The organism is Candidatus Woesearchaeota archaeon, from assembly GCA_030651135.1.
GTDB lineage: Archaea > Nanobdellota > Nanobdellia > Woesearchaeales > JACPBO01 > JACPBO01.
This window is the reverse complement of record JAUSCS010000006.1, coordinates 341057-366705: the sequence shown is the minus strand read 5'-3', so window position 1 is coordinate 366705 and position 25649 is coordinate 341057. Positions and strand designations below refer to the sequence as shown.

Below are 25649 nucleotides of genomic sequence, written 5' to 3'. Positions count from 1 at the left end.
GGTTTATATTTCTTTTTTTCTTCCGCAACTTTTTTGGAGTTAGGATACTGATCTATGAAATTAGAAAACTATTTTAATCAGCTCTGTTCCCCTGCTCCTGTTCAATGGCAGAAGATCCAAAACTGATCGTCTTTATAATTAAAGATGTGGGGGAAGGGGAAACAAGAGCAGCAGCTACACCTGAAACTGTTAAAGCTATGATCGAGCACGGCCTTGAAGTCCATGTTGAGGCTGGCGCAGGCGAGAGATCATCCTTCTCAGACGAAGAATATAAAAAAGCAGGCGCAGTTATCGGCCATGACAAGCTTTATTCTTCTGCAGATATAATCCTTGCAGTAAATCCGCCATTACATCATCATATGAAAGAAAATGCCTGCTGGCTGTCATTCATGGATGTTTCATCGTCATTGGACATAATAAAAACAATGGCTGACAAGAAAATAACGTGTTTCTCGATGAATCTGATTCCGCGCATTTCAAGGGCGCAAAAAATGGATGCACTGACATCGCAGGCAAATATTGGCGGTTACAAAGCAGTCATTATGGCAGCTAATGAATTAGGAAAAATATTTCCTTTGATGATGACTGCTGCAGGCACATTGCATCCAGCAAAGGTTGTTATTCTTGGAGCAGGTGTTGCAGGATTGCAGGCAATTGCAACTGCAAAGAGGCTTGGCGCTTTAGTGGAAGCTTCTGATGTAAGGCCTTCTGTCAAAGAGCAGGTTGAAAGCTTAGGGGCAAAATTCATTGAAGTTAAATTTGACAAGGATGCAGAAGATAAGGGAGGATATGCCAAAGCTGCATCGCCGGAATTCCTAAAAAGGCAGGCTGAAGAAGTCAGCAAGAGGGTTGCAAATGCAGATATTGTAATATGCACTGCACTGGTTCCTGGAAAAAAAGCTCCGATTCTTGTGACAGAAGAAATGGTGAAATCAATGAAAGCTGGCTCGGTTATTGTTGATATGGCTGCTGTCCAGGGAGGAAACTGCGCTTTGACAGAGCCAGGTGAAATTGCTGTAAAGCACGGAGTTAAGATCATTGGAGTGAAAAATATCCCGGCAACTGTTCCTGTCCATTCAACGCAGATGTATGCAAAAAATATTTTTGCTTTATTGTCAACTATTATTAAAGCAGGAAAATTGCATATTGATCTTACTGATGAAATTATTGCAGGCTCATTGGTAACTCATGAAGGCAGGATAATAAATGAGACTGCTGCGAAAGAATTACAGAAAGGCGGTGCAGCATGATAGAAGCAACCTCTTCAGATATAATAATTAATTTATTGATTTTCCTGATCTCATCGCTGCTTGGATTGGAGCTGATAAGGCATGTTTCAAGATTATTGCACACTCCTCTTATGTCATTGACTAATGCCATATCTTCTGTCGTCATTGTTGCTGCACTTATTGTCATGGCTCATGCAAATAATATTTTAATTGTTGCGCTGGCTGCTGCTGCCATTGCCTGCGCTGCAACAAACGCCATAGGCGGATTTATGATTACAGAAAGAATCCTGAAGATGTTCAAGCAGGAGAGGAAAAAATGATCCTTGCTGAGCTTATCTATGTTGTTTCAGCTGTGCTGTTCATACTCTCCCTCAGATGGATGAGTGAAGTGAAAACATCAAGAAGAGGGAATTTTGCCGGAGCCAGCGGCATGATATTGGCGATTATAGCAACAATCATGGCGGCTGGCTTGCAAAGATATGACATTGTCATTATTGCTGTTGTAATCGGCGGAGTTGCAGGAGCGGCCATGGCATTAAAAATGCCGATGACTGCTGTCCCGCAAAGAACAGCAATCTCCCATGCATTTGGCGCGCTTGCTGCTGCATTAGTTGGAACTGCTGAATATTTTCAGTATACGCCAAAAATCGATACATTTACAATGATCATTCTTGCAGCAGAGGTTATTTTGGGATATCTGACATTTACAGGAAGCATTATAGCATTTGCAAAATTACAGGGGCTTATTTCAGGAAGGCCTTTTATTTATCCCGGAAGAAGAATAATAAGCGCAGTTGTTTTTATCAGCGCCATTGCTGCCGGCGCTTATTTGCTGTTTAACCCTGCGAATACATTGATGTTTCTCATAATGGCTGCTCTTGCCCTTGTATTTGGCGTTCTTCTTGTCATGGCAATAGGCGGAGCAGATATGCCGACAGTAATTGCAATCTTAAATTCATTTGCAGGATTGTCTGCAGCTGGCCTGGGATTTGTACTTAACAACAAAGTGCTTATTGTGGCTGGCGCATTAGATGGCTCTTCCGGCCTTATTCTTGCAATATTGATGTGCAAGGCAATGAACCGCTCTTTTGCAAATGTCTTGTTCGGAGGATTTGGAAGCGCTGCAAAATCTACGGTGAGCAAGGACTCTGCTGAAAAAAATATTAAGTCAATGGATGTTGAGGAAGCTGCGCCTATACTTGCTTACGCGCATTCGCTGATCATTGTCCCCGGCTATGGAATGGCGGTGGCGCAAGCGCAGCATGCAGTTTACGATCTTATGGATACTCTGGAAAAAAAGGGAGTGAAAGTTGATTTTGCAATCCACCCTGTTGCAGGCAGAATGCCCGGCCACATGAATGTTCTGCTTGCAGAGGCAGATGTGCCTTATGATAAATTAAAGGAAATGGACCATATAAACCACGAATTCAAGCATACAGATGTTGCGCTTATTGTTGGAGCAAATGATATTGTCAACCCAGCAGCAACCCAAAACAAGGGAAGCCCAATTTACGGCATGCCGATTCTAAAGGCGTATGAAGCAAAGACCGTAATGGTTATTAAAAGAAGCGCCGGAGGAGCGGGCTTTTCCGGGATCAGCAATGAGCTTTTTGGGTATCCCAACACAGTAATGGTGTATGGTGATGCAAAAGAAGTAATAAATAAATTAATTCAAAACATCAGGGAGATGTAATTTTTATATAGATAATAAAACCAAGCCAGCCAAGACGGAAACAATGCCTATCTTCTGATTTAATTCCAAAGTTTCTTTAAAAAATATCCTGGCCAGGATCACAGTAACCATCGGGAAAGCTGCGCCGATTGGGGCGACTACGGCAGTGTATTCATAACTAATGCCAAGTCCATAGGATAAGAAGGCAGCAAATTCCAAAATGCCAATTAAGAGTATGAATGATGCAGCATTTTTTGGGAAGGATATATTTTTCTTTGCTACGCCGGAGTATATGAATAAATAAAAAACCGTAGCTGTTTTTATAAGAAATATTGGCAGGAACCATTTTAATTCAGCTGCTAAAAAACCAATAAGAACAAAATATACACCCCATCCCAACAATGCAATTATAGCATATTCTACGCCTATTGCAATATTTTTCAGCCTTAATTTCAATAGATCGTGCAGCTTGAAAGATGCCATGACAGCGCCTAAAATAGCCAAACCAACACCAACAGCCTGAAGCATGGTTAACTTTTCATTAAGAAAAATCAGGCTCAAGATTACTGTAACAACCGCCCAACAAGCAGCAATCGGGCTGACAATTGAAACTTTTCCTATCTGCATTCCTTTATAAAAAGCCAGCCATGAAATGACACCAAGAAAACCGGCAATTGAGATTATGCCGATTGTATTGAATGACAGCAGCGGCAATTTAAAAAATAAAGAGAATATTATAAAAAATAAAATTAAGCCGATTATCTGGCTCCAAAGAAATGTTTTAAGCACGCCAGTTTTTCTGACGGCTTTTGCAGCAAAAAAATCAGCTACTCCCCAGCCGATCATTGCAATGATCCCGAAGATTATGCCAAGCGGAATGCTCATGAAACAGAATATTGAAACTATATATTTAAATCATTCGAAAAAGTAAAAAAGTGGAAAAAAACAGAAATCTTTAAATATTACAATGTATTACTTTGGCATACAATGGAAGCCGTAACTGTAAAATTCCAAGAGGATGTACTAAAAAAGATAGACGAAACCATATCCGAACATAACTTCAACTCCAGAACAGAGTTTATAAGGGAAGCAGTAAGGGATAAAGTGGCAGAACTTGGCAAAGAAGAGCTGGTTAAAGAGTTTCTAAAATACAGGGGCAAAGCCAGGAAAAAGACTACGCACGAAGAAAACAGAATGACAAAAGAAGCAGTAAGCAAGGAATTGTTGGCAGAATTAGGCAAGAGATTTAGCTAAGAGACTGCGGTTTCATCACTTTTACGATATCAGAAAGATTCCTAGTAAAATGCTCATCTTGGGATACCATTGTTGCTTTATTATTTCTCGCCTGCACAGCATTAAGGCAGTCAACAAAAGGAATTTTTCTCTCCTCTGCTAATTTCTTTGCTTCGAGATACTCTTCTTTTGCAATATCTACCCTAGTTAAAACTTTGGCGAGGAACAATAGGTTGAGCATATCATTAATGTCCTTTTCATCATAATCTTTCTTTAATTCTTGAACTAATGATTCTGAAAACAATATATTGTCTTTATTTTTTAAAACCGCCATGAATGCATCGCTGGCATATTTTCCGAGAGGGTTTCCAGCTTTACTAAATCTGTCTTCATAGAAATCTCTCCAAATGCAGGTATCGAACCAGTATTTTTTATTCATTAATGGCACTCCACAGCATATTTAACTTATTCTATATCTTAACACCGCTCCAATCCCGCCCAGGCCGTTTAATCTTTTTCCGCCGTCATGATCCGAGCTTATGATGTGCACTTCTCCCTTTGCACTGTCAACGGTTTTCATTATTGTGTCCAGCCTGTCATAAGTCTTTTCTTCCCTTGAGCTCCTGATCAAAGAATCTGCAACTATCAAAATCTTAACTGCACCCATATTTGCCGCATTCTCGACTTCCTGTATACCATAGGCGGCAAGGGCATTTTTGGCAATATTAACCAGCAATTCTTCGACAAGGTTCATTTCCTTTGCAATCCTGTCTTTTTTTAAAACTGTCTGAACTTCTTTTCTTTTCAGCACTTCATTGATGGCTTCTTCGCCTTCAGAAGAGCATGTTGCAAGAACTATCTTTTTCTTCAATTCATCATCTTTAATCTGCTTAACCAGATCTTCTTTCCAGAATGACGGGCTTGCAAGGATTAGGCTGTCTATTTTGTATCTTTTAATATATTCCTGCATTGTTTTTATCACATCGAGATAGAACTCTGCTTTTATTCTCTCCTTTACTGCTTTTTTCTCAACCTCACCTTTCATTTTGCCCAACAAATCATAACCCTGTTTTTTTGACAAAGCAAACAATGCAGACTCTCTGTCCAGAATGCATATCAAAATGCGGGATGCTTCCTCTGAGCATGCTTCCTTTAATTTATCCAGCTGGTATCGCAGCCATTTTTCTTTTACGAGTTCTATAATCGAGCCGATCTCGACGTTAAAAGAATGATGCTCTCCTCTTGGGATGTCTTCAGGGCCTTCGACAATTGTACCCAGAACCCTTAAAACATCTGATGTTTTGCTGAATTCAGCTTTTTCAACCTTTATTGCGATAAAAACGGGTTTTTTAATGACGGCCTGCTTTCTTGCGCCTTCCTCGCCGATTTTGATCTTTCTGAGAGTCCTTCCTTTAACTAAATCTCCCTCGTCAATCAGATTGCTTAAATACCACAGGTCATCTAAGCTTTCGACCCTTATTTTCACTTCCCCCTTCCTCATATTGGAATAAATCAGCTTCATGGCCTAAAAACAATAAAGTTTATATATAAATTTATTTATTTGTTTAAATGAACTGCAATGTTTAAAAAAAGAGCTCAGGAAACAGCAGGGCAAGCTGCCACATTGATAGCGGTAATAGCTTTATTGATTATTCTTTACATATTGTTTCTGCCGCCGGAGGATAGGAGCGACCTACTGGGTGAAAACGGCAATGGAGGGGGAAGCGGAGGAACTGGCAGCGCAAATACGAGCGCGAATATCACTTTGCTGGTTAAGATTCCAGGAAGGCTGGATCCTGCAGAAGAAGCAGAGCCGCATAACATTCCTAATATAAATCTATTTGAGCTGACAAGATCGCAGGAATTAGTAAAAGTAAACCCATTTTACATAAAAAACGCATGGTTTGACAAGAAAACATACAATTTCAGCTTTGCAATAGACGATATGCCGAATACAAACAACGCCATACTTTCATTTGCTGCGCAAAAGCATTCAGGCATCCTCACGATTAAATTAAATGGCATTACAGTATATGAATATGAAATAACTACATATAACATTGAGCCGATTGACTTGAAAAAAGATTTGCTAAAACAGGATAATATTCTGAGCTTTGAAGTCAGCGGAGTCGGCGCAGCATTTTGGAGGACAAACGAGTACAGCATAGAAAACATAAAAGTGCTTGCGGATATAACGGATATAAGCAGGCAGAAGAGCCAGAATACGTTCATAATAACAGACAGCGAGTATTTGAATATAGAAAAAGCAGCTCTTAAGTTTACGCCAAACTGCAAGGAAAAAGAGTCTGGGGCTTTGGAGATAAACATCAATGACAGGCTTCTCTCGTCATCTGTGCCAGAGTGCTATCATGTAAACAAAATAGCAGTTACACCAACTATACTTGAAGCAGGAGAGAACTATATTACATTTGAAACTAAAAAAGGAAGCTATCTCATAGACAACATAAAGGTTGAAACTGAGCTTAAGGAAACAAGGGATGTAACATATTATTTCGAGCTGAATTCAACGCAGCGGAGTGATGTAACAAATGGAAATAAAAAAGTAACTGTTAAATTGGAGTTTGTAGATGATACTGAAAGTAAAAGAGGAACAATAAATGTGAATGGGCACATTACAAACATTGACCAGACTGAAATAAGCTATTCAAAAGTGCTGCCATCATACTGGCTGAAGGAGAGCAATTACATCAAGGTAACCCCGATAACAACCTTGAATATTGCTGAGTTGAGAGTAACGCTGGATTGAATTTTGATTTTTATCAAGTAATTATTCAGAATAATGAAAATGAAAAAGATGATACAATTATTCTTAAAGCGAGGTTAAGAAATGCCTCTACCGAAAGGGTCAACATATGCAGGAATGAGCAAAGAAGAGATTATGGGGCGTATAGCTGACCTAAAAAAACGCACGGCGCAAGGTGATGGTGGAAATAGGCCTTTGGCGCAATTGGCGGTTCAAGAGCAGCAGATGGCTGCTGAGCGAATGATGTCGCCTGGGCAGCGGGTTCAAAGCGGAATGCGAGAAGCAGCAGTTAGAGTGCAGGGTGTTCAAAAGTACATAGGAGAAAAAAGAGGAGACACAACACTCATAACGCTCATCTTTCTCGCTTTAATGATTTTTCATCTTCTTGATGCTGGATTTGGCTTTTCAAATCTCTCGCTGAGAATTCTGGTTTATCTGATTGGAGCTTCTGTTGTGCTCTTTTTCTTTTATTTTAAGGAAAAGGAGTGGCCGCTCATTGCTCAAAAATTTTTTGAAGCTGCAGGACCTGAATATGGCGTCGGCAGATTAAAGTTTCATTTTGGAAGAATTGCCGGATTATTTCTAACCATAGTATTTTACTCTTTGGTTTATAGATATATGCCGGACATACAAAGAATGTTCCTGCCCCTGGGCGCGCTTGGAAATACAATCTACATAGTTTTAGTCCTTGCTTTTGTTTTAACGGTTCTTTATTTTCTTTTTGAAAAAGCGAGCTGGGATGCATTATTTCAGTCTGTAATGCTTGGCTTTTTAGCAACATTTCTGCCAGTTTATCTGCCGTACTTTTCAAATCTGGGAGTTGACGATGCAATAATAAACATAGTGCTTTTGTTCTTTCCTGTTTATTATGTTTATTTTGTTTTTATTGCCCCGCCAAACAATAAATTCTTCAAATGGCTCAGAAATATCACAATATTCATCTGGCTCTTTATTTTCCTGACCAGCGCATATGCTGCGATAGAGGCGGGCACATTATCGAATATCCCGAATCTTCATGCGATTCCAGGTGTGGAAGCTGCAATGCAGCCTGACGCGTTTGGGGCATTCGGTGATTTCTGGCGCCTTGTTTATAATGCATTTGGTGATTTTTGGGACGCAACAATAGGCATATTTGCAAATATCGGCAAAAGCTGGAACCAATATCTTATATACGCTTCTGGCGGCTATTATGAGGGAACAATTGAGCAGAACCAGAATACCCCTCTCGGAGTTTATATCGACCAGTTAAAATCTGCAAGCCCTAAATTTTATGAGGGCGAGACTGTAAGTGTTTATGCAAGGCTGCACGGAAAAAGCCTTGAAAGAAATAAGGACGGTAAACCAACAACCATAACTATTGCCTGCAATAATGATAAGAACCTGGCTGGAGAGGTATCGCCAGACACAATTCCCATGTATGACGTTGTAGAAGAATCTATTGATTGCTGGGTTTCTGGTGCAACAGCAGGCTCGATGAAGATAGAGCTCTCTGCAAGCTTTGAATTCACAACAATGGGATATTTGAAGACATATTTCATAGACAAACAAAAATATGAGGATTTCCAAAAATCAGGAATTGATGTCTTTAGGCATTATGGGCTGGAAGAAAATCCCAATGCAATATACACAAACGGCCCGATAATGCTGGGAATCGGCTCAAGAGACCCGCCAATAGCTGTCCCGGAACAAGATGAAATTGGAGATGAAAAAATTTTAGTAGCTGTTACAATAGAAAATCAGTGGGGCGGTGTAATCAATGATGTGAAGGGCATTACAGTAGAGATTCCTGAAGGCCTTGAGATTATAGATCCTTGCCAATATTTAAAATTCGGGGTTAGAGAAGACGGCTATAATAAATATGTGCTTGCAAAATCACTTCAAAAAGAATCTATTCTTTCAAAAGATGCCGCAATAGAAACATTCCGCTCAATAAGGTGCTTTGCAAAAATAAATGATAGGCCTGCACTTTTAGGAACAACACCCGTTTCAACAAAATACATCAGAGCAAATGTAACTTACAGCTATACAACAAAAAAAGACATAACTGTCGATATTGAAAAATCTATTGCACAATGAAAAAATACATAATGATTCTGGCATTTGTGATTTTCATAGCTGCCTGCACTCCCCAAACAGACAATAATTACAAGTTTGAGGATGTGTACAAGGGAGTTGAAGGGCTGCGATTCAGCTTTCTTACCAATGCTCCGCCGAGAGAAGTTTATGACGGGTCGCCATTCCAGATAATAGTCAATCTTGAAAACAAAGGCGCTGCTGATATAGAAAAAGGAATTCTTGCAATATCCCTGGAAAAAGACTATTATACGCCGCAGGATATAGATAACAGGGAAATTAATCTTTATGGCAGAAAAATAACGATGCGCTATGGCGAGCAAAAAAGAGAGGTTTATTCGATAAGTGAGGTAAAAATACCTGAGACACAAAGCGAGTCTCACAAAACCCAGATATATGTAACAGCCTGCTATCAATATCAGACAACACTTAAAGCAGATGTGTGCATTGACACAGATGTTTACAATTTAAAGGAAAGAACAAGATCTTGCAGGGTTTCTGACTATTATTCTTCCTCTGGCCAGGGAGCGCCGGTTGCAATAACAAGAATAGAGGAAACAATGCTTCCTGAAGGAGAAAATCAGATAAGGCCTTCTTATAAGATTTATGTAAGAAACCAGGGAAGAGGAGAGGTTGTTTTGCCTGATAAAGTCAATGAAGCCTGCGGATCTAAACTGAGCAAAGATGTATTGAATAAAATAAAAGTAAAGGATGTAAAGCTGTCTACATACTCCTTGAAAAACGGAGATTTTAAATGTGTGCCTGAGCAAGAAGGAGATATTTTGACATTACGGGAAAGCGAGGATTTTATAATATGCGAGCTGAATAATGGCATATCGACAGAAGCAGCCAGTTTCCTTACCGGCCTGGAGATTGATTTAGAATACGGCTATACAGAAACAATATCGCAAGAAGTGAAGATTGTAAGAAAATTGATTGTATAGTGATTTCATTTCGAAAGTTTTATATATGAAATAAAAGAGGGTATTCACTTGAAGATGAAAAAAGAGCTTAAACTTTTATTTGCAGTAATTTTAGCAGTCGTCTTTCTAATTGGTTGTTCAGGCTATGGCGGGCAAGATGCTGACAGGCCGATCGATTTGAAGTTCCACACAGGGACGCAAGGTCTAGTTATGAACTTTATGAAGAATGCCCCTCCAGATAGGATGTTTGACGGTGACAAGGTGGATTTTGTAGTTGAAGTAAAAAATAGAGGGGCTTACCCTGAAACAGACTCATTACAGGGCAATCTTTACATCAGCGGCTATGATGTGAACGCATTTCAGGATCAGGGATGGGATGGCGGCAATATCCTGCCTTCTACCCTACAGGGCATAACTGAGAATAATCCAGTTGGCGGCTATGCAGCAAAAACATTCAGGGCGACAGTCAAGGTTCCTTTTGAAGGCGATTCTTATTCGCCGACAATAGTTGTTTCATCATGTTATACTTATAAGACGATAGCAGAGGCTTCTATCTGCATAGATCCTGAGCCATACAGAACATCAGATGAGCCCCAGGTATGCACTATTCATGATGTTTCTTTAAGCGGCGGGCAGGGAGCTCCTATTGCTGTAACAAAGGTAGAAGAGGATGTTACTAAAGACAAAGTCATTTTCAAGATCTATGTAAAAAATTCAGGAGGCGGCCGTGTTTTCACCACTGATGCCTTTAACAACAACAAATGCCCTTCTTTGCTTGATTTCGCTGATGTAAACAAGCTGGTATTGGACGGAGGCTCACTTGGCGTTCAGCTTCCAGGAGCCGGGCAGGCAGAATGCACTCCGAAAGGAACTTATGATGATCCAATAAGGCTTGTTGACGGATATGGTGTAATGACCTGTTCTTTCCAAAAACCGATAACAGCCGGGTCGGCTTATACAACAACATTGCAGGTAAGATTGGATTATGGCTACACTTCCACAATACAAAAAACAATAAAGATTATAAATATAGAGTGATATTAGCTTAAAATAGCTTAAAATAACTAAGGAGGAAATAAAAATGGATAAAAAAACAATTATGTTGTTCTCAATATTTTTGATTGGTATTCTATTGGTTGCTTGCGAAGGCGGCAATACTGATGTGAATGTTCAGCAGTCTCCATACATCGGCGGAACAAAGGGAATAACTGCAACTTTTGAGCCTTTTGGCGTTTACAATGAGCAGACAAAGATATATGAAATATTTGAAGGCGAAGCATTTCCGATTGAGTTAACAGTTAAAAACAAAGGAGAACAGAAGATTGAATCTGGGATGCTTTCTGTGAATCTTACTGGCATAAGCCTTGCAGAATTTTCAGGCATTGTTGCAGGCGGAAGCATATCAAATAATGAATCAGTAGACGAGGTTTCAGACACAAACAAAGATGGCGGACAAATCACCTTGGATTTAACTCCGGGAACTGAGGATGCAAAATATTTAACCAACCTCAGCGGAGGAACAAAGGACTTGGAAATCTACGCAAGAGTTTCTTACAGGTATAAGACAAGGGTTTCTGTTCCTACGGTGTGCTTTAAAGGCGACCCAAACAACAAGGAAATATGCACAATAGAAGAAACAAAAGCAGCATATTCTTCAGGAGCTCCAATACAGGCAGTATCAGCAGAAGAGAAAAGCATTGGCACAGGCAAGTTTATGGTTGAGATTGCTATTGAAAATGAAGGCAGCGGAGAGGTTACAAAGCCAGGAACCGGGTTCAGCACAAGATATGATGAATTAACTTTCAGCGTTTCAGAGCCAAGCATATGGGAATGCAAGTCAGGCGGCAAATTAAATGAAGCAAGGCTTGATTCTGACAGTAAGGCAACAATACAGTGCAGGACAAAGAATGCTGTTTCGAAAGACGATCTTTACACAAAGGAATTAAGGCTTGACATGGATTATGACTATAGGGAGCTAATCCATCAGCAGCTGAGACTTAAGAAACAGTAGATTTTTTAATTCTTTTATTATTTTTTATTTATTCTTTGCTTCCAACAAGAACGAAATGACTCAGCAAAGCCTCTAATTGCACGAACTCATCAGCGCCTTCTGTCATCCTGAATTCTATTTCCCCGCATTTGTCAATTAAATGAACCTTGCTTTTGTCGTCGATCTCTAAAGCCCATACTTCCTTCTGGATCTGCTTTATCATGTCAAGGCCGCTCAGGCCGTAATCAAGCATTATTTTCAGCAATGCGTTTCTTGCATCTATGAATTTATTTTGAATTGCAAGCTCCAGCGCAGCTTTAAGCTCTTTCGGCTTTGCAACAGACGCCATTGAATAGATAAGCTCCTCTGTTATGTTTTTTTCAATAGCTGCGCAGCTTTGCAGGATGTTTTCAACCCTTCTGCAGTCTCCTTCGCTTATCTCAAACAATGCTTCTTTTGCCTTCTGTTCGATTTTCAAATTTTCAGCTTTTGCAACTACATCTATGATCTCGATAACGTCGTGCTTCTCCAATGGCTTGAATCTGAAGATTGCGCATCTTGACTGGATCGGATCAATAATTTTGCTGCTGTAATTGCATGAAAGAACAAATCTTGTTGTTCTTGTAAAATTTTCCATTGTTCGCCTTAATGCCTGCTGCGCTTCTTTTGTCAAAGCGTCGCATTCATCAAGGTAAATGATCTTCCACGGAACATTGCCGATTGCCTTTGTTCTTGCAAAATCCTTGACTTTATTCCTGACAATGTCTATTCCCCTCTCGTCACTTGCATTTAACTCGAGAAAATCACTCTGCCATCCATCGCCAAAAAGCTGCCTTGCAATGATCAATGCCAATGTTGTCTTTCCAACACCTGCCGGGCCTGAGAACAATAAATGTGGCATGTTTTTCTGCTCGACAAATGCCTTGATCTTCTTTACAATCTCTTTCTGACCCTTCATATCGGAGAAATTCCTAGGGCGATACTTCTCGATCCATATTGCGTTGCTTTCTTCCATCCCCATAAGAATAAAGGATATTTGGTTAATTTAAATAAGTTTCTAAAGTGTAAAGTAAAGTTATGGTCTTACATTAATAAAAACTCTGGTGAGAGTGCCAACGAGGGGTGACTGCTCCCTGCGGGAAACCTGAGTTAGTTACACTTATTTTCAATGGCTAAAAATGAGAGGGGGACAATTTCTCTTAGTACAAAACAAACATAAGATTTATAATGATTTTAATAATAGCTCACAATATGGAAGAAGTAACTTTTTCAGATTTAAATGGAAATCAAATTTTAGGTACAATTTCAATACCTAAACAAGCAAGGATGGTTGTAATAATATCTCACGGATTTTCATCTAGTAAAGAAACTAGATTATATGTGGAATTACAAAATGAACTAAACAAATTAGGGATTGGTGTCCTAAGATACGATTACTATGGGCATGGACAACATTATTGTAAAGGTGCAAAATATACTGTTACAAGAGATGTGACACTATCAAAATGTGTCGATAGTCTCAAAGCCGCAATCTCTTTTGTCCGTAGCAGAGGTAATTATGATATTGGTTTAGTTGGTTCGAGTTTTGGTGGTCTAATTTCTCTTATTGCTGCGTCTCAGGATTCCGAGATGCAAGCATTAGCTCTGAAATCTCCTGTAACAGAGCCTATTGATTTTTGGAAACAAAGGCTAGGTGATGAAAGGATTAGAAAATGGAAACAAGAAGGCGTCATGCATTATAATGAACATGGTGAAAACTTTGAATTAAATTACGCCTTTTGGGAAGATCTCATTACCTATGATACTTTTAAAATGGCTAAAAACATTACTTGTCCAGTATTGATTGTTCATGGAGGAAGTGATTCTGTTGTTCCAATAAGCGAAAGCCACAATTTTGCAAGAATAGTTAACACTAAAGTTAATGTTGTTGAAGGAGCAAATCATGATTATGCTAATCCATCACAATACAAGGAGATGAAAAAATTGATTACTGATTTCTTTGTAGAGAAATTGTCCCTTTGAATCTTGTTCTTGATAGTCGCTATTCGCTCCGTAGATGGGACGCCCTTGAAAATAACTGTCCCTTCGGTCGGTCGACTTGCAGTCTCCCCAACTAACAGCGACCTCATACATAGGCGCCATGGCTGGCTGGATTTTTCGAGCAATATAAATTAAGCGTGAACTTAAGAAAATTACCTTAAAATAAAATAAAAGAAATATTAATTTTAAATTATGTCTTCTTCAGCAATGACCATAAAGTCGCCTATTGCGGCAACTGCGCTGAATGGGATCAGAATATGGCTGTCCTTGTCTTTCTCCAATTCTAGCTTTAATGCGTAATTTGTCGGGTTTGTCAGGACAAGATGTATCAATTCGCCTGTTCTTGTCTCGAAAACAATATCGCCGACTTCGCCGAATCTTTTGCCTGTTTTGCTAACAACTGTTTTCCCAATCAACTGTCTTGAGAATTTTTTGTCATCTTCAGCCATTTTTCCACCTTGTTCTATTATTGATTATTATGAAGTAGATTATCTGATTACTTAAGTTATATTTAAATTTTTGGTTTTTGAAGCGCGTTTATACTGAAGCACTGCTCTCTTAGGCCGCATTTGACGCATTTATTCCTGTTTTCGCAGAAATCCGGTGCAGTCCTGCTGTTTATGACTTCAAAGGCTTCGTCCCTTAACTTCAGTATCTCATCTTCAAGGAACGGGTTCATTGTCACCTGCCTTAATTGATTGTTGCCAAGGTATTTGATAAATCCCTCTTTGACTGATTTTTTTGAAGATTCTCTGAGCAGAAGCATGTAGCTGCCAATCTGCACCTTGTGGCCTGGCCAGACGCCTTCATTTGGGCATTTCCCTGTTTTAAGCTCATAAGGAACCAACTCATCAGCATAATCCTCTACCTTGTCAACAATGCCTTTCAGCATGAGTGTTTTGGACTCTACTCTGAATTCGGACATTATCTTTGGGGTGAGCATCTGCCATAGCTCTTCGCCAAAAACATTGTGTTTCTTTATGAACGAGGAGATGTTTAATGCCCTTTGCTCTGATTCAGCCAGGATGAGCGGCCAGCTTTCCCTGAAAATTTTCTCCATGCTTAAGTTTACCTGTTTTATCATTCCTTTGTTGCTTATTATGATGTTTCTAAGGATTTTAGAATAAGCTGTTTTGTAATTGCCGACTAAGATGCCGAAATTCACGTCTTTTTTAATTGCTTTTATGAAACTTTCCTCATTTTTGTTGATATGATCATACACCTGATGCCTTATTGTTCCTTTCACAAGAACGTCTTTTGGGGCTTCAAAGATCTTCAGGACTTCTGAAAGATAGAATTTTCTTGGGCAGTACATATAGCCGGAGAGCGAGCTGACACTGAGCATAATTTGATTGTTATTGTTTTGTTTATAAATATTTTGAGCGCAGTTGTCCAGTGGCTATAGAAACATTTTTATATGTTGCTGATACTTTTGAATAAAATGAACGTTGACGAAAGACTGAGCTTGATAAAAAGAAACACAGAAGAGATAGTTACAGAGGAAGAGCTGAAGCTTGTTTTGGAGAAAAAGAAAAAGCCCATTGTTTATTGCGGCTATGAGCCTTCTGGCCCTTTGCATCTGGGGCATTTTGTCACAATCACAAAACTTATTGATTTTGGCAAGGCAGGATTTGACATCAAAGTTTTGCTTGCAGATATTCATGCATTCCTGAATAGAAAAGGCGGCGAAGAAGAGATCAAAAAAGAAGTTGAAAACTGGAGAAAAACAATCAAAGCAATTGGATTAGATGCAGAGGTTGTTCTTGGAAGCAGTTTTCAGTTTGATAAAGAGTATCAATTGGATGTAATGAGGCTTGCCCAGGCTTCAACAATCAACAGAGGGTTAAGAAGCATGCAGGAGATAGCAAGAGACATTGAAAATGCCACAATCTCCCAATTATTGTATCCTTTAATGCAGGTTGCTGATATAAAATATCTCAATGCAGATGTTGCAGAAGGAGGAATGGAGCAGAGAAAAGTGCATATGATGGGGAAGGATATGATGCAAATATTGAAGCACCCTTTTGTTGCTGTTCATACTCCGCTGATAACATCGCTTAAGGGCCCTGGTGAAAAGATGTCAAAATCAATTCCTGGCTCAGGCATTGCTGTTACAGACAGCTATGATGAAATAAAAAGGACAATCAACAAGGCATACTGCCCTGAAAAGGTCGCGAAAGATAATCCGATTCTGCAGATTGCAAGGCTGATAATATTCCCCAGAATAGACATATTTGAAATAAAGAGGCCGGCAAAGTTCGGAGGAAATCTGGAGATTGACGATTACAAAACTCTGGAGAGCGCATATGCGGAGGGAAAGCTGTATCCGCTTGACCTGAAGAATGCTGTTACAGAATATTTAGAAACAATAATTGCGCCGATAAGGAAGAACTGGAAATAGTTTTATTTCTGCTTTACAATTGCCAAAACATAATCTTCATTAAGGTATTTTCCTGCTGTTCTTTTTACGTCATTTAAAGTAACCTTTCTTATTTCCCCGATATAATCTTCAGGCGCATCTGCGAATTGCTCAAAGTTAATGAAATCTGCATAATGCCTGCTGTCCTCATTTTCCACAATGAATTCGCCTTCTAAAAATGTTTTTGCCTCGTTGAGCTCTTTTAAAGTCAGCTTTTGAAGCTTTTTGAATTCGCCTACTGTTATATTGATGATCTTATCTATGTTTTCCTTTCCGCAGTTGAAATATACAGAAAAAAATCCGTGGTCTATTCCGTTGTCATTAAGCACACCAACTTCATAAGCTAATCCTCTTTTTGTCCTTATCTCGTCAAACAGTTTTCCAGACTGGCCCCTTCCGAGCACTGCCCTTATTATATCGAAAACATAGCTTTCCCTGCTCTTTCTGTCAACTGTTTTGTAACCCAGAACAACATAAGAATGGCTTATGTGCTTTTTTTCAGTTATTGATGAGCTTTTATTTTTGTTTTTTATTTCTATTCTCTTGCCGGGAACTCCTTTTTCAATTAAGCTGAAATATTCCTCAGCCTTTTCTTTCACGTTTTCAAGATCACCAACAATCGAGATAACTATATTTGAGCCAACATAGTGCTTTTTGTAATAATCAACAAAGTCCTTTCTTTTTAGTTTTTTAACAATATCAACTGCGCCGTAAGTCGGGAGAGCTGCCTGGCTTCCCCTGAACAATTCTTTCTGGAACAAAATCCATTGATAAAAACGAGGCTCGTCATTTACCAAATTAATCTCACTAAGGATTACCTTTCTTTCCTTTTCAATGGCTTTTTTATCAAATATCGGGTTTAGAATGATGTCTGACAGAACATCCAGAGCAACTTCAAAGTGCTTTTTAGGCAGCTTTACATAAACAAGTGTTCTTTCATTTGTTGTTGCCGCATTCAGATCCCCGCCCAGGCTTTCTATTTCATTTGCAATCTGCAGGGTTGTCCTTTTTTTTGTGCCTTCGAAAAGCATGTGCTCAAGAAAATGGGAGATTCCGTTATTGCCTGCATTTTCATTGTCGCTGCCAACTTTAATTCCCACTTCAATAGCCAAAGACTCGGTTTTTCTTCTGCAGAAAACAACCTTTACGCCGTTTTTGAGAATGAAAGTTTCCATAATGTAGAAAGTTTTTTAAGTCATATATATTCTTTATGGAAATATGAGGCTGAAAGAGTTCCAGAAAATCCTGAAGAGCAAGAAGATTGATGCAGCGATCATCATGAATTACAGGTCAAAAGACCCTAATCTGCTGTATTTCACCCAGTTTGAAACTGATTTCGGGATTTTGGTGGCTGCAAAAAATCTTGTAAAGTTTGTTGCTGCTGCAATGGAGCTGGAAAGGGCAAAAAAATCATCTATAATAAAAAGCATAATAAAGATTGAGAAAAAAGACAGAAAAGAAAGGCTGTTTGATTTTATCAAAGGGCTGCTGAAAAGGCAAAATGTCAGGAGAATGGGAATAAATAAGAATATAGTCTCATTAAATGAGTATAAGGAGATAAAAAAATCCTTTAAAAACATTAAATTTGCAGATATTTCGAAGATATTAAACGAATTAAGGCAGAAAAAGACTGAAAAAGAGGTTGCAATAATAAAAAAGGCATGCAGGATCTCAGACGGAATTCTAAAAAAATGCATTAAGGATTTCAGGAAATTCAAAACAGAAAAGGATGCTGCTGAATTTCTGGAAAAAGAGGCTAAAAAGAATAACTGCAGCCTGGCATTTCCAACAATAGTTGCATCTGGAGAGAATTCCTCAATGCCCCACCACAAAACGAGCAATGCAAAGCTGAAAAAAGGCTTCTGCATAATTGATTTTGGCGTGAAATACAAAAATTACTGCACTGATACAACCAGGACAGTTTATATCGGAAAACCAAATGAGAAGGAAATTGAAATCTATACTCTGCTATTAAACCTTCAAAAAGAAACAATAAAAGAATTAAGGCAGAATAAAAACTACAAAATTATTGAAGAGACTGTTAGAAAAAAATTAAAAAAATATAATAAAAACTTCATCCATGGCCTGGGCCACAGCTTCGGGATCAACATTCACGAATATTTCGACAATAAATTAAAAGAGAATTTCACAATAACAGTGGAGCCAGGCATTTATTTTGAGGGAAAATTCGGGATAAGGATCGAGGACAGCGTGCTGATCAAGAAGAAAAATGCAGAGCTTCTGACAAAAATACCAAAAGATTTAATAATAGTTGAAATGTGACTTTAAACGATGAAATACAATCTTGACAAATTTAATTCTGCGGTAGAAGACTATAAAAAAATCCTTAAAAACCTAAAAAATAAGAGTGTTTTGATTTATTTTAACCTGGACAATAAAAAAGCATATTACTCGATTGCGCCGCTGTCAAAGGCGATTCATGAGCTTGGCGGGGAGCTGAATGCAGTTGCTTTTGAGAAAAGCTCATCTTCGCTTGATGTTTTGAAAGATGTATGGCAATGCTTCAGGGAACTGAAAAAAGGCATTAAAGATAAAAAAACCATTGCGCTGAAAGAATTTATTGATGAAGCTGAAAAGAAGGCAAAAGGAAGATTTATTGATATTTTCAATCCGCCTGAACTGATTCTTGAAGAAGGGGAAAAGGGATTTAAGGGAATGTTTAAGCCGCCATATTATGATGAATGGTTTGTTCCCTATAGATTTGATGACTTAATTGAAACTGCGAAGATAATATGGAATCAGGTTTATGACCTGAAAAAAGGCGAGAATGTTTCAATCGGGTTTGAGACAGTTCCAAAAGAGAAGGATCTTGAACTGCCGCTTGAGGATTATCTTGATTCTTATGCAATTGCTTATGCCATGATGCTTGCTATAAAGGGCTATGCTTCTGGATTAAGAATGGGCACAACAACATCAAAGATGTCAATGCTTGAAAAAGGCGAGAGGATTTCCGAGCTTAGGGCAACGCTTTTGGGCTGTGAGCTCGATAAAGAAATTGATGAGCCTGTTTTTGTTAAATTCAAAAAATTATCAGAATTGCTGAAGATCAACAGGCTGGAAATCCCTGATGCAACATTCTCTGTGAGGGGCAAAGGGTATGGCGGAAAACATTTGTTCGGGGAGGTTATCGGCTATCCAACGCTGAATAAAAAATCAAGATGGAGCTCGCCGGGGCAGATAATCTACAAGCTAGATTATTATCCGCAGACAAAATTGGAAGACAGAGATCCAAAAGCAAGAGTTGGGTTTACAGAAACTTTGCCGATAGATGTTTTTATCGAGAGCTGCAGAATAGACTGGCTGAAGATGAAAGCAAGGGATGACAAAATAAGGGAAATTGTGGATAAAAGCGATAAGATAATTGTAAGCGGGGAAAGTGTTGAGGGCGGCAGAACAGAGTTTGAAGTAGGAATGATAAAAAGAGATGGCGGGAGAAGAAAGGTTAGAGGCTCTGATGTTGAAACAAGGAACAAAATAAATCAGGATTATTTCAAGGAAACAGGAATCAAGGCAGGAACAATGGCCAACATTCCGGGAGGAGAGGCATTCATGACTCCAGAATATCTTAAAGGAACTTTTGTAGGAGATGTTGTGATAAGCCTTGACCAAAGCTATATGCTTTCAGAAAAAAATCCTTTGGTTGTGGAATGCTATGGAGACTGCTACAAAGTGCTGAAAGGCGATAAAGCAATAATTGAAAAATTTGAGAAAAAGAAAAAAGAAGCATGGAAGCAGATTCTGGAGCAGGAAAAGAATAAAAGCCTGCCATTTGATTTGATAAAGCTGAAGAAAGATAACTTCAACAGAATCGGTGAATTTGCGATTAACACCAATCCGAATGCAAAGCTTTGCAATTATCTGATTGTGAACGAGAAGATAGCAAATATGATCCATATAGCTCTTGGCTCTGGATTTGAGGCTGATCGTGCAACAGAATATCACACAGACATTGTGATAGACGCGCCAAGGCAGAAGCTTGATATTTACGGCATAGACAAAAAAGGCAATAAGCTGTGGATTCTTAAAAAAGGAAAGTTTGTCGTGTAAGTATCAGAACTGAACTTTAAATTTTCGAAACATTTAAATATAAGAAGTATATACCAGTATACTAATTTCTATACTGAATAAATGATGTATGGGGATTGCTCGCATGGCAAAACATCAGAAATTTTTTAGAAAATTTCTGATTGTGCTCAAATGTCAAAAATGTTTGCATTTTTGAGCAAATTAGAAATATTCACATTTCAAATTAACCGCTTGATGCGGTAAATGACAACAATATTCAGCCAGTTTGTAACTGGCGGTTTTTGACATGGAAAAAAAAAGGCTCACTTTCAGTGAATTCATTGATAAGCTTACTTTTCAAAAAGCTTTTCTGTACTGGTTCATCTATATTTTCATATTCGGCCTTGTTTTCTTCCTGCTATCTTTTGTGCCTGGCAACGGCATATCGTATAAGCAGGAAGCGTTAAATCCCTCTGTCCAGAGCTTTGCTACAATTCAATATTTCAGCTTTATCAATGCCGTATCTGCTTCTCATCTGAGCTATAATGACCTTTTCGCGCAGGGCGCATCAAGGATAGTTTCAATAATAGAGGCTTTTCTTGCTTTGTTTGTAATATTCGGCCTGCTGATTTCAAAGCTTGTTTCGATAAAGCAGGATGTAATACTGAACGAGCTTTATGACATTTCATTTGATGAAAAAATAAACAGGCTGAGATCAGGATTGTATTTGTTCAGAGCAGAAGCCAGCAAACTTGTTGACAAGATCAATTCAGGAACTGCATCAAAGCAGGAGATAAGGGACTTATGGCTCACAACAACAACATTTGACACTAATTTGTACGATCTCTTTAATATAATATGCCCGAACAGAAAAAACAGGGAATTTGTTAAAAAGGTTGACGAATTAAAGCTGGAGCTTATATTGAGGAGCATAGAAACCTCGATGAATAAACTGCTGGAATTGGTTGTTACCCTGAATATAAAAGGCATTAGCTGGAAAAGCGAGATGACGTCTGAGAACGTGAATTCAATAATAAACATGATCGTCCAGATAAAGGACTATTACAAAAAAGAAAGCGTTAACAAAAAAATCCTCAACATGCTCGGCGACATTGAAAAGATAAGGAGCGAGATCAAATACCAGGTTGAAGAGTACAGCAGAGTTGAGGAAAAGATAATCAAAGAGGAAATAAAATCTGAAGTTATACAAGAAGAAAATAAGCCAAAAGAAGAGATTATTGTTACAGTTAACTAATCTTTATCAGGCAGCTTCTCAGAGCATTTCCTGCAGTAGATCTTCTTTCCGCTGCTTTTGCCAATGCATTGATTGCAGATCGCTGCTCCGCACCATCCGCACAACCCTATAGTTTCCTTTCCGTGAAGTACGCATCTCATTTTTGATCACCTTGAAAACACGAGTTCAATATGCTTTTATTTTTGAGTTTAAATAATTTGCTTATTTTCAGAGTTTCCATTCTCCTCTTTGACAATCCTTGCAGCTGCAACCAGCTTGTCGCCTTCTTCGAGCTTCATGATTGTCATTCCCTGAGTCGCCCTTCCGATAACTGAAATGCCGCTTGCCTTTGTCTTCAGGACAATCCCGTTCTTGCTTATAAATATCAGCTCATCATCGTCAATCACTGATTTGGCAGCAACAACACAGCCGTTTCTTTCGCTGCAGATAATGTTTCTTACGCCAACTCCGCCGCGGCTGACTAAGCGGTATTCTGAAATCTGAGTTCTCTTCCCATAGCCGTTTTCTGTAACAGTCAGCAAAGTTTTGGAATCATCACCGATCACCATTCCAACTATTTCATCATTCTGCCTTAATCTTGCTCCCCTGACGCCCTGGGCTGATCTTCCGGTTGCCCTTACATCCTCTTCCCTGAAGCGGACAGCAAGCCCATTCTTTGTTGCAAGAATTATCTGCTGCTTTCCGTCTGTAAGGCTCGTATTTATCAGCTCATCTCCTTCTTCCAATGTTATCGCGATTATTCCGCCTGCCCTTGGCCTTGAATATTCTGCAAGATTTGTTTTCTTCACTGTGCCTTTCTTTGTTGCAAACACAATGAAATGCCGGTCATCAAATTCCCTGATAGGAACAAATGCGCTGACTTTTTCATCCTTGCCAAGATCCAGCAAATTAACAACAGCTGTTCCTTTTGCAATTCTCGATACTTCTGGGATTTCATAGACCTTAAGCCAATGCACTTTTCCTTTATTTGTGAAGAATAAAATATACGAATGTGTGTTTGCAATAAACAGATCTTCAACAAAATCCTCTTCTTTTTTGCCTGCGCCTATAACTCCATGGCCGCCTCTTTTTTGCAGCTTGTATGCGTCAACAGAAAGCCTTTTTATATAGCCTTCATGCGTCATTGTGACAACCATTTCTTCCGGCTTTACAAGGTCTTCTGTGCATATTTCATCTGCAACTGATTCTTCAATCTGCGTTCTTCTTCCATCGCCGTAATTGTTTTTGATTTCAATCAATTCGTTTTTTATCAAGCCTAAAATTTTGGCTTCGTCTAAAAGTATTGCCCTGAGCTCTTCTATGATCCTTAGCAGCTCCTTATGGTCATTTTTTATTTTTTCCTGCTCCAATGATGCTAATCTTTGCAGCCTCATATCCAGAATTGCCAATGACTGCACTTCAGTAAGCCTGTAATCGCCAATCAGCATGATCTTTGCTTCTGCCGCATCCCTTGATTTTTTTATTTTTTGTATAACATTGTCGATGTCATTTAATGCTATGATTAAGCCTTCCAAAATATGGGCTTTCTTTTCAGCTTCCTTAAGATCAAAGTCTGTTCTCTTCCTTACAACATCCTGGCGGTGCTTTATGAAATGCTGCACCATTCCCTTCAGGCTTAAAACCTTGGGCTCGTTGTTGACCAATGCAAGCATTATTATGCCGAATGTTGTCTGCATTGATGTGTGCTTGTAAAGCTGGTTAAGAATAACTTCAGGATTTGCATCCTTTTTCAGCTCAATGACAACGCGCATGCCTTCTCTGTCGCTTTCATCTCTTAAATCAGAAACTCCGCTAAGGCTTTTATCTCTTATAAGGCCTGCAATCTGCTCTATCATGATTGATTTATTCACCTGATAAGGTATTTCATTTACAATGATGTTTTTTCGTTCTTTCTTCTCTTCAATAGCTGTCTTCGCCCTTACAATTACACTGCCTCTTCCGGTTTCGTATGCCTGTTTTATTCCCCCTAATCCGAGAATTGATGCGCCTGTAGGAAAATCCGGGCCGCGTACGAAGCACATCAGTTTTTCAGTTGTAATGTCGGGGTCGTCAATTGCAGCGATTACGCCTTCTGAAACTTCTGAAATATTGTGCGGCGGAATGTTTGTTGCCATGCCGACTGCAATTCCGCTTGATCCATTGATTAACAGATTTGGGATTTTTGAAGGCAATACTGTTGGCTCTTTCAAGCTGCCGTCAAAATTATCAACAAATTTTACAGTTTCTTTTTCAATGTCCTGCAGCAGTTCTTCTGCAATCTTGCTTAATCTTGCCTCTGTGTTATGATTTATAAATCCATTGGCAACAAAAGAATGACATTTACTATCTACCTTTACTGAAAACACTTCTTTTAGGGTTTCTGTTTTCTCTACTTTATTTATTTGATCAAAATAAAATCTATTTTTTAAAATCCAATCTATCAGACATTTATCTTCATGATCAATCACCCTTACGAGTACAGAATAATTTTTAGTTAATGAATTGTATCTATCAAAATTATTCCTCAGTATAAATTCAGAAGCGTATTTGTTTCTTAGATAATCATTCAAAAAAGGAACAAAATCAGTTTTGCTTAATCTTGATGGGTTGATTCTTTCTATTGATTTTAGGGTTGTTTTTTTTCTTTTTGAAAAAAAACCAAGTTCTTTATGAAATCGTAATATACCTTCACAGGAAGATATTACTAATTTAAAACATTCATTTCTTTTGTCTTTGTAAGGTTTGCTAGAGACTATCCCGAAATTTAATAAAAGTGTCTTGATTTGTTTTATTAGAATCTCACTTTTAGAATTATAATTCAATTGAATAGCTTTCCCTCCATGCCTTTTATCTATTACTAATGCCACACTTCCATCACCCTCGAACAACGCTTCTAAGAAGGATTTCATATTTTCTCTCGAGGATATTAAAACAGAAAATGGAATTTCTTTTTTATCAGATTTAGAGGATTCTAGACCTATATTCTGCAAGAAAATAACTGCCTTTTGTTCATAAATGCTTAATTCTGTGCAAGCCCCTTTTATTTTTCTTTCATATAGTTGAATTCCTTTAAATTGCGATAAAATAATTGACTTGACTTTATCATAAAACTTCATATCTTTATTATTAAATGATATTTGCTTATTGTGAAAGCTTCCTTCACTCACTAAAGCACCCAATAAAAATGCTAAATCATTATTCATTCGTTCTGGGAGAGCGACATCATTTTTGAAGCCTTTTTTAGGATGATGTTCTCTTAAGTCTAAAGGTTTTTTTGAGAATAAATTACCGCCCCTCTTTATTATCACTACATCCCCCTCTTCAAAATTCTCAAGAGTTTTCCACGAGATAATCGGTTTAAAATTTTGACCTATTCTCCAGATTAGAAGAGGATGGTTATAAGAACCTTCAATAGAATATCCTGATTTAGTTACCAACTTTATTGTTTTATGTTTTCCTGAATTGAAAAATTTTGAAGCATGATTTATTCTTCCATCATATGACAATACTTTTAAATTGATTCTTGATTCTTTATCTTTAGAAATGCTCGCCATAGACATAATTCCTTTACTAGTTACTATTAGTGTATCTCCTGTTACACAATACCGCATGGCGGCAGCAGAATCTCCGTCGACAGAACCCCAATTGCCTTGCCCATTTATCAAAGGATAACGCAGCGAGAAATCCTGCGCCATCCTGACCATTGCATCATAGACTGCAATATCTCCGTGCGGATGATATTTTCCGAGGCACTCACCTACTATCCTAGCAGATTTTTTAAAAGGCTTGTTATGGTGCATGCCCATATCATTCATTGCAAAAAGAATCCTTCTATGCACTGGCTTCAATCCATCTCTTACATCCGGCAATGCCCTTCCGACTATAACTGACATGGAATAATCAAGATATGACTGCTTCATCTCATCTTCAATCACTCTGTTGACTATTCTTTCCTGTTTTTTATTGTTATTTTCTTCAGAATTTTGATCCATTTTTAGAATGTCCTCATTAAATAAAAGCATACTTTTATTTAAAAACCTATCGTT

23 protein-coding genes and 1 pseudogene are annotated in these 25649 nt (G+C 38.5%); 14 read left to right on the top strand and 10 right to left on the bottom strand.

The window, feature by feature from the left end:
* The first annotated feature begins 104 nt into the window (after positions 1–104).
* From Q7J54_02070 to Q7J54_02060, 3 genes are read left to right on the top strand one after another with little or no spacing between them, the layout of a single operon-like run.
* A complete protein-coding gene (locus tag Q7J54_02070) occupies positions 105–1250 on the top strand; it encodes a Re/Si-specific NAD(P)(+) transhydrogenase subunit alpha (GenBank protein MDO8740342.1) in 1146 nt (381 codons plus the stop codon).
* The gene (locus Q7J54_02065; protein ID MDO8740341.1) at positions 1247–1549 is read left to right on the top strand and encodes a proton-translocating transhydrogenase family protein; all 303 of its coding nucleotides are present in this window, start codon (positions 1247–1249) and stop codon (positions 1547–1549) included. The genes Q7J54_02070 and Q7J54_02065 overlap by 4 nt, the downstream gene beginning before the upstream one ends.
* Entirely contained in the window at positions 1546–2922 is a 1377-nt protein-coding gene (locus Q7J54_02060) for an NAD(P)(+) transhydrogenase (Re/Si-specific) subunit beta (protein ID MDO8740340.1), read from the top strand. Before Q7J54_02065 ends, Q7J54_02060 begins: the two co-directional genes overlap by 4 nt.
* A 3-nt stretch (positions 2923–2925) precedes the next feature.
* On the opposite strand, the gene Q7J54_02055 is transcribed toward Q7J54_02060, so the two are convergent.
* Positions 2926–3786, bottom strand: a complete 861-nt coding sequence (locus Q7J54_02055; protein ID MDO8740339.1) for a DMT family transporter — start codon at positions 3784–3786, stop codon at positions 2926–2928.
* A gap of 102 nt (positions 3787–3888) precedes the next feature.
* Here Q7J54_02055 and Q7J54_02050 point away from each other — a divergent pair, with 102 nt between their 5' ends.
* Positions 3889–4155: a ribbon-helix-helix domain-containing protein gene (locus Q7J54_02050; protein ID MDO8740338.1), complete on the top strand. Its 267-nt coding sequence runs from the start codon at positions 3889–3891 to the stop codon at positions 4153–4155.
* Here the strand turns inward: Q7J54_02050 and Q7J54_02045 are convergent.
* Both Q7J54_02045 and Q7J54_02040 read right to left on the bottom strand, forming a co-directional pair.
* Positions 4148–4573 carry a PIN domain-containing protein gene (locus tag Q7J54_02045; protein MDO8740337.1) on the bottom strand — a complete coding sequence of 142 codons (426 nt, stop codon included), beginning with the start codon at positions 4571–4573 and terminating at the stop codon, positions 4148–4150. The genes Q7J54_02050 and Q7J54_02045 overlap by 8 nt on opposite strands.
* A gap of 21 nt (positions 4574–4594) precedes the next feature.
* A complete protein-coding gene (locus Q7J54_02040; protein MDO8740336.1) occupies positions 4595–5656 on the bottom strand; it encodes an mRNA surveillance protein pelota in 1062 nt (353 codons plus the stop codon).
* Between the two features lie 57 nt (positions 5657–5713).
* Between Q7J54_02040 and Q7J54_02035 the strand changes: the two genes are divergently transcribed.
* The 5 genes from Q7J54_02035 to Q7J54_02015 all read left to right on the top strand — a co-directional run bounded on the left by Q7J54_02035 (position 5714) and on the right by Q7J54_02015 (position 11905).
* A complete protein-coding gene (locus Q7J54_02035; protein MDO8740335.1) occupies positions 5714–6901 on the top strand; it encodes a hypothetical protein in 1188 nt (395 codons plus the stop codon).
* Positions 6902–6982: 81 nt separating this feature from the next.
* Entirely contained in the window at positions 6983–8974 is a 1992-nt protein-coding gene (locus Q7J54_02030) for a hypothetical protein (GenBank protein MDO8740334.1), read from the top strand.
* Positions 8971–9915, top strand: coding sequence for a hypothetical protein (locus Q7J54_02025; GenBank protein ID MDO8740333.1), 945 nt, complete (start codon positions 8971–8973; stop codon positions 9913–9915). Before Q7J54_02030 ends, Q7J54_02025 begins: the two co-directional genes overlap by 4 nt.
* 48 nt (positions 9916–9963) lie before the next feature.
* The gene (locus tag Q7J54_02020) at positions 9964–10932 is read left to right on the top strand and encodes a hypothetical protein (protein MDO8740332.1); all 969 of its coding nucleotides are present in this window, start codon (positions 9964–9966) and stop codon (positions 10930–10932) included.
* Between the two features lie 43 nt (positions 10933–10975).
* On the top strand, positions 10976–11905 hold the full coding sequence (locus Q7J54_02015) for a hypothetical protein (protein ID MDO8740331.1): 930 nt from the start codon (positions 10976–10978) through the stop codon (positions 11903–11905).
* A gap of 28 nt (positions 11906–11933) precedes the next feature.
* Here the strand turns inward: Q7J54_02015 and Q7J54_02010 are convergent, their stop codons facing one another.
* Entirely contained in the window at positions 11934–12899 is a 966-nt protein-coding gene (locus Q7J54_02010; protein ID MDO8740330.1) for a replication factor C small subunit, read from the bottom strand.
* Between the two features lie 236 nt (positions 12900–13135).
* On the opposite strand from Q7J54_02010, the gene Q7J54_02005 reads away from it, so the two are divergent.
* Positions 13136–13906, top strand: coding sequence for a YqiA/YcfP family alpha/beta fold hydrolase (locus Q7J54_02005; GenBank protein MDO8740329.1), 771 nt, complete (start codon positions 13136–13138; stop codon positions 13904–13906).
* Positions 13907–14109: 203 nt separating this feature from the next.
* On the opposite strand, the gene Q7J54_02000 is transcribed toward Q7J54_02005, so the two are convergent.
* Both Q7J54_02000 and cas4 read right to left on the bottom strand, forming a co-directional pair.
* Positions 14110–14373 carry a PRC-barrel domain-containing protein gene (locus Q7J54_02000; protein ID MDO8740328.1) on the bottom strand — a complete coding sequence of 88 codons (264 nt, stop codon included), beginning with the start codon at positions 14371–14373 and terminating at the stop codon, positions 14110–14112.
* A gap of 62 nt (positions 14374–14435) precedes the next feature.
* Complete coding sequence (gene cas4, locus Q7J54_01995; protein ID MDO8740327.1) at positions 14436–15269, bottom strand: CRISPR-associated protein Cas4; 834 nt, start codon at positions 15267–15269, stop codon at positions 14436–14438.
* A gap of 96 nt (positions 15270–15365) precedes the next feature.
* Here cas4 and Q7J54_01990 point away from each other — a divergent pair, with 96 nt between their 5' ends.
* Positions 15366–16325: a tyrosine--tRNA ligase gene (locus Q7J54_01990; protein MDO8740326.1), complete on the top strand. Its 960-nt coding sequence runs from the start codon at positions 15366–15368 to the stop codon at positions 16323–16325.
* Positions 16326–16327: 2 nt separating this feature from the next.
* Here the strand turns inward: Q7J54_01990 and Q7J54_01985 are convergent, their stop codons facing one another.
* Positions 16328–17518, bottom strand: a complete 1191-nt coding sequence (locus tag Q7J54_01985) for a pitrilysin family protein (GenBank protein ID MDO8740325.1) — start codon at positions 17516–17518, stop codon at positions 16328–16330.
* Between the two features lie 43 nt (positions 17519–17561).
* Here Q7J54_01985 and Q7J54_01980 point away from each other — a divergent pair, with 43 nt between their 5' ends.
* The 3 genes from Q7J54_01980 (at position 17562) to Q7J54_01970 (ending at position 21624) form a co-directional block, all read left to right on the top strand.
* Positions 17562–18626 (top strand): Xaa-Pro peptidase family protein, encoded by a 1065-nt coding sequence (locus Q7J54_01980; protein MDO8740324.1) that lies wholly within the window; start codon positions 17562–17564, stop codon positions 18624–18626.
* A 9-nt stretch (positions 18627–18635) separates the two neighbouring features.
* Complete coding sequence (locus tag Q7J54_01975; protein MDO8740323.1) at positions 18636–20411, top strand: hypothetical protein; 1776 nt, start codon at positions 18636–18638, stop codon at positions 20409–20411.
* Between the two features lie 265 nt (positions 20412–20676).
* Positions 20677–21624: a hypothetical protein gene (locus Q7J54_01970; protein MDO8740322.1), complete on the top strand. Its 948-nt coding sequence runs from the start codon at positions 20677–20679 to the stop codon at positions 21622–21624.
* On the opposite strand, the gene Q7J54_01965 is transcribed toward Q7J54_01970, so the two are convergent.
* From Q7J54_01965 to Q7J54_01955, 3 genes and pseudogenes are all read right to left on the bottom strand, one after another.
* Positions 21621–21764 carry a hypothetical protein gene (locus Q7J54_01965; protein MDO8740321.1) on the bottom strand — a complete coding sequence of 48 codons (144 nt, stop codon included), beginning with the start codon at positions 21762–21764 and terminating at the stop codon, positions 21621–21623. The two genes, Q7J54_01970 and Q7J54_01965, sit on opposite strands and share 4 nt — an antisense overlap.
* A gap of 48 nt (positions 21765–21812) precedes the next feature.
* Positions 21813–25214: a DNA gyrase subunit A gene (gene gyrA, locus Q7J54_01960; protein MDO8740320.1), complete on the bottom strand. Its 3402-nt coding sequence runs from the start codon at positions 25212–25214 to the stop codon at positions 21813–21815.
* A pseudogene (locus tag Q7J54_01955) lies at positions 25206–25523 on the bottom strand (DNA gyrase subunit A). Before Q7J54_01955 ends, gyrA begins: the two are co-directional and overlap by 9 nt.
* Positions 25524–25649: the final 126 nt, after the last annotated feature.

Coding starts and splice junctions, on each gene's coding strand:
- Q7J54_02070 (MDO8740342.1), top strand. CDS start 105: ATGGCAGAAGATCCAAAACTGATCGTCTTTATAATTAAAGATGTGGGG.
- Q7J54_02065 (MDO8740341.1), top strand. CDS start 1,247: ATGATAGAAGCAACCTCTTCAGATATAATAATTAATTTATTGATTTTC.
- Q7J54_02060 (MDO8740340.1), top strand. CDS start 1,546: ATGATCCTTGCTGAGCTTATCTATGTTGTTTCAGCTGTGCTGTTCATA.
- Q7J54_02055 (MDO8740339.1), bottom strand. CDS start 3,786: ATGAGCATTCCGCTTGGCATAATCTTCGGGATCATTGCAATGATCGGC.
- Q7J54_02050 (MDO8740338.1), top strand. CDS start 3,889: ATGGAAGCCGTAACTGTAAAATTCCAAGAGGATGTACTAAAAAAGATA.
- Q7J54_02045 (MDO8740337.1), bottom strand. CDS start 4,573: ATGAATAAAAAATACTGGTTCGATACCTGCATTTGGAGAGATTTCTAT.
- Q7J54_02040 (MDO8740336.1), bottom strand. CDS start 5,656: ATGAAGCTGATTTATTCCAATATGAGGAAGGGGGAAGTGAAAATAAGG.
- Q7J54_02035 (MDO8740335.1), top strand. CDS start 5,714: ATGTTTAAAAAAAGAGCTCAGGAAACAGCAGGGCAAGCTGCCACATTG.
- Q7J54_02030 (MDO8740334.1), top strand. CDS start 6,983: ATGCCTCTACCGAAAGGGTCAACATATGCAGGAATGAGCAAAGAAGAG.
- Q7J54_02025 (MDO8740333.1), top strand. CDS start 8,971: ATGAAAAAATACATAATGATTCTGGCATTTGTGATTTTCATAGCTGCC.
- Q7J54_02015 (MDO8740331.1), top strand. CDS start 10,976: ATGGATAAAAAAACAATTATGTTGTTCTCAATATTTTTGATTGGTATT.
- Q7J54_02010 (MDO8740330.1), bottom strand. CDS start 12,899: ATGGAAGAAAGCAACGCAATATGGATCGAGAAGTATCGCCCTAGGAAT.
- Q7J54_02005 (MDO8740329.1), top strand. CDS start 13,136: ATGGAAGAAGTAACTTTTTCAGATTTAAATGGAAATCAAATTTTAGGT.
- Q7J54_02000 (MDO8740328.1), bottom strand. CDS start 14,373: ATGGCTGAAGATGACAAAAAATTCTCAAGACAGTTGATTGGGAAAACA.
- cas4 (MDO8740327.1), bottom strand. CDS start 15,269: ATGCTCAGTGTCAGCTCGCTCTCCGGCTATATGTACTGCCCAAGAAAA.
- Q7J54_01990 (MDO8740326.1), top strand. CDS start 15,366: ATGAACGTTGACGAAAGACTGAGCTTGATAAAAAGAAACACAGAAGAG.
- Q7J54_01985 (MDO8740325.1), bottom strand. CDS start 17,518: ATGGAAACTTTCATTCTCAAAAACGGCGTAAAGGTTGTTTTCTGCAGA.
- Q7J54_01980 (MDO8740324.1), top strand. CDS start 17,562: ATGAGGCTGAAAGAGTTCCAGAAAATCCTGAAGAGCAAGAAGATTGAT.
- Q7J54_01975 (MDO8740323.1), top strand. CDS start 18,636: ATGAAATACAATCTTGACAAATTTAATTCTGCGGTAGAAGACTATAAA.
- Q7J54_01970 (MDO8740322.1), top strand. CDS start 20,677: ATGGAAAAAAAAAGGCTCACTTTCAGTGAATTCATTGATAAGCTTACT.
- Q7J54_01965 (MDO8740321.1), bottom strand. CDS start 21,764: ATGAGATGCGTACTTCACGGAAAGGAAACTATAGGGTTGTGCGGATGG.
- gyrA (MDO8740320.1), bottom strand. CDS start 25,214: ATGCGGTATTGTGTAACAGGAGATACACTAATAGTAACTAGTAAAGGA.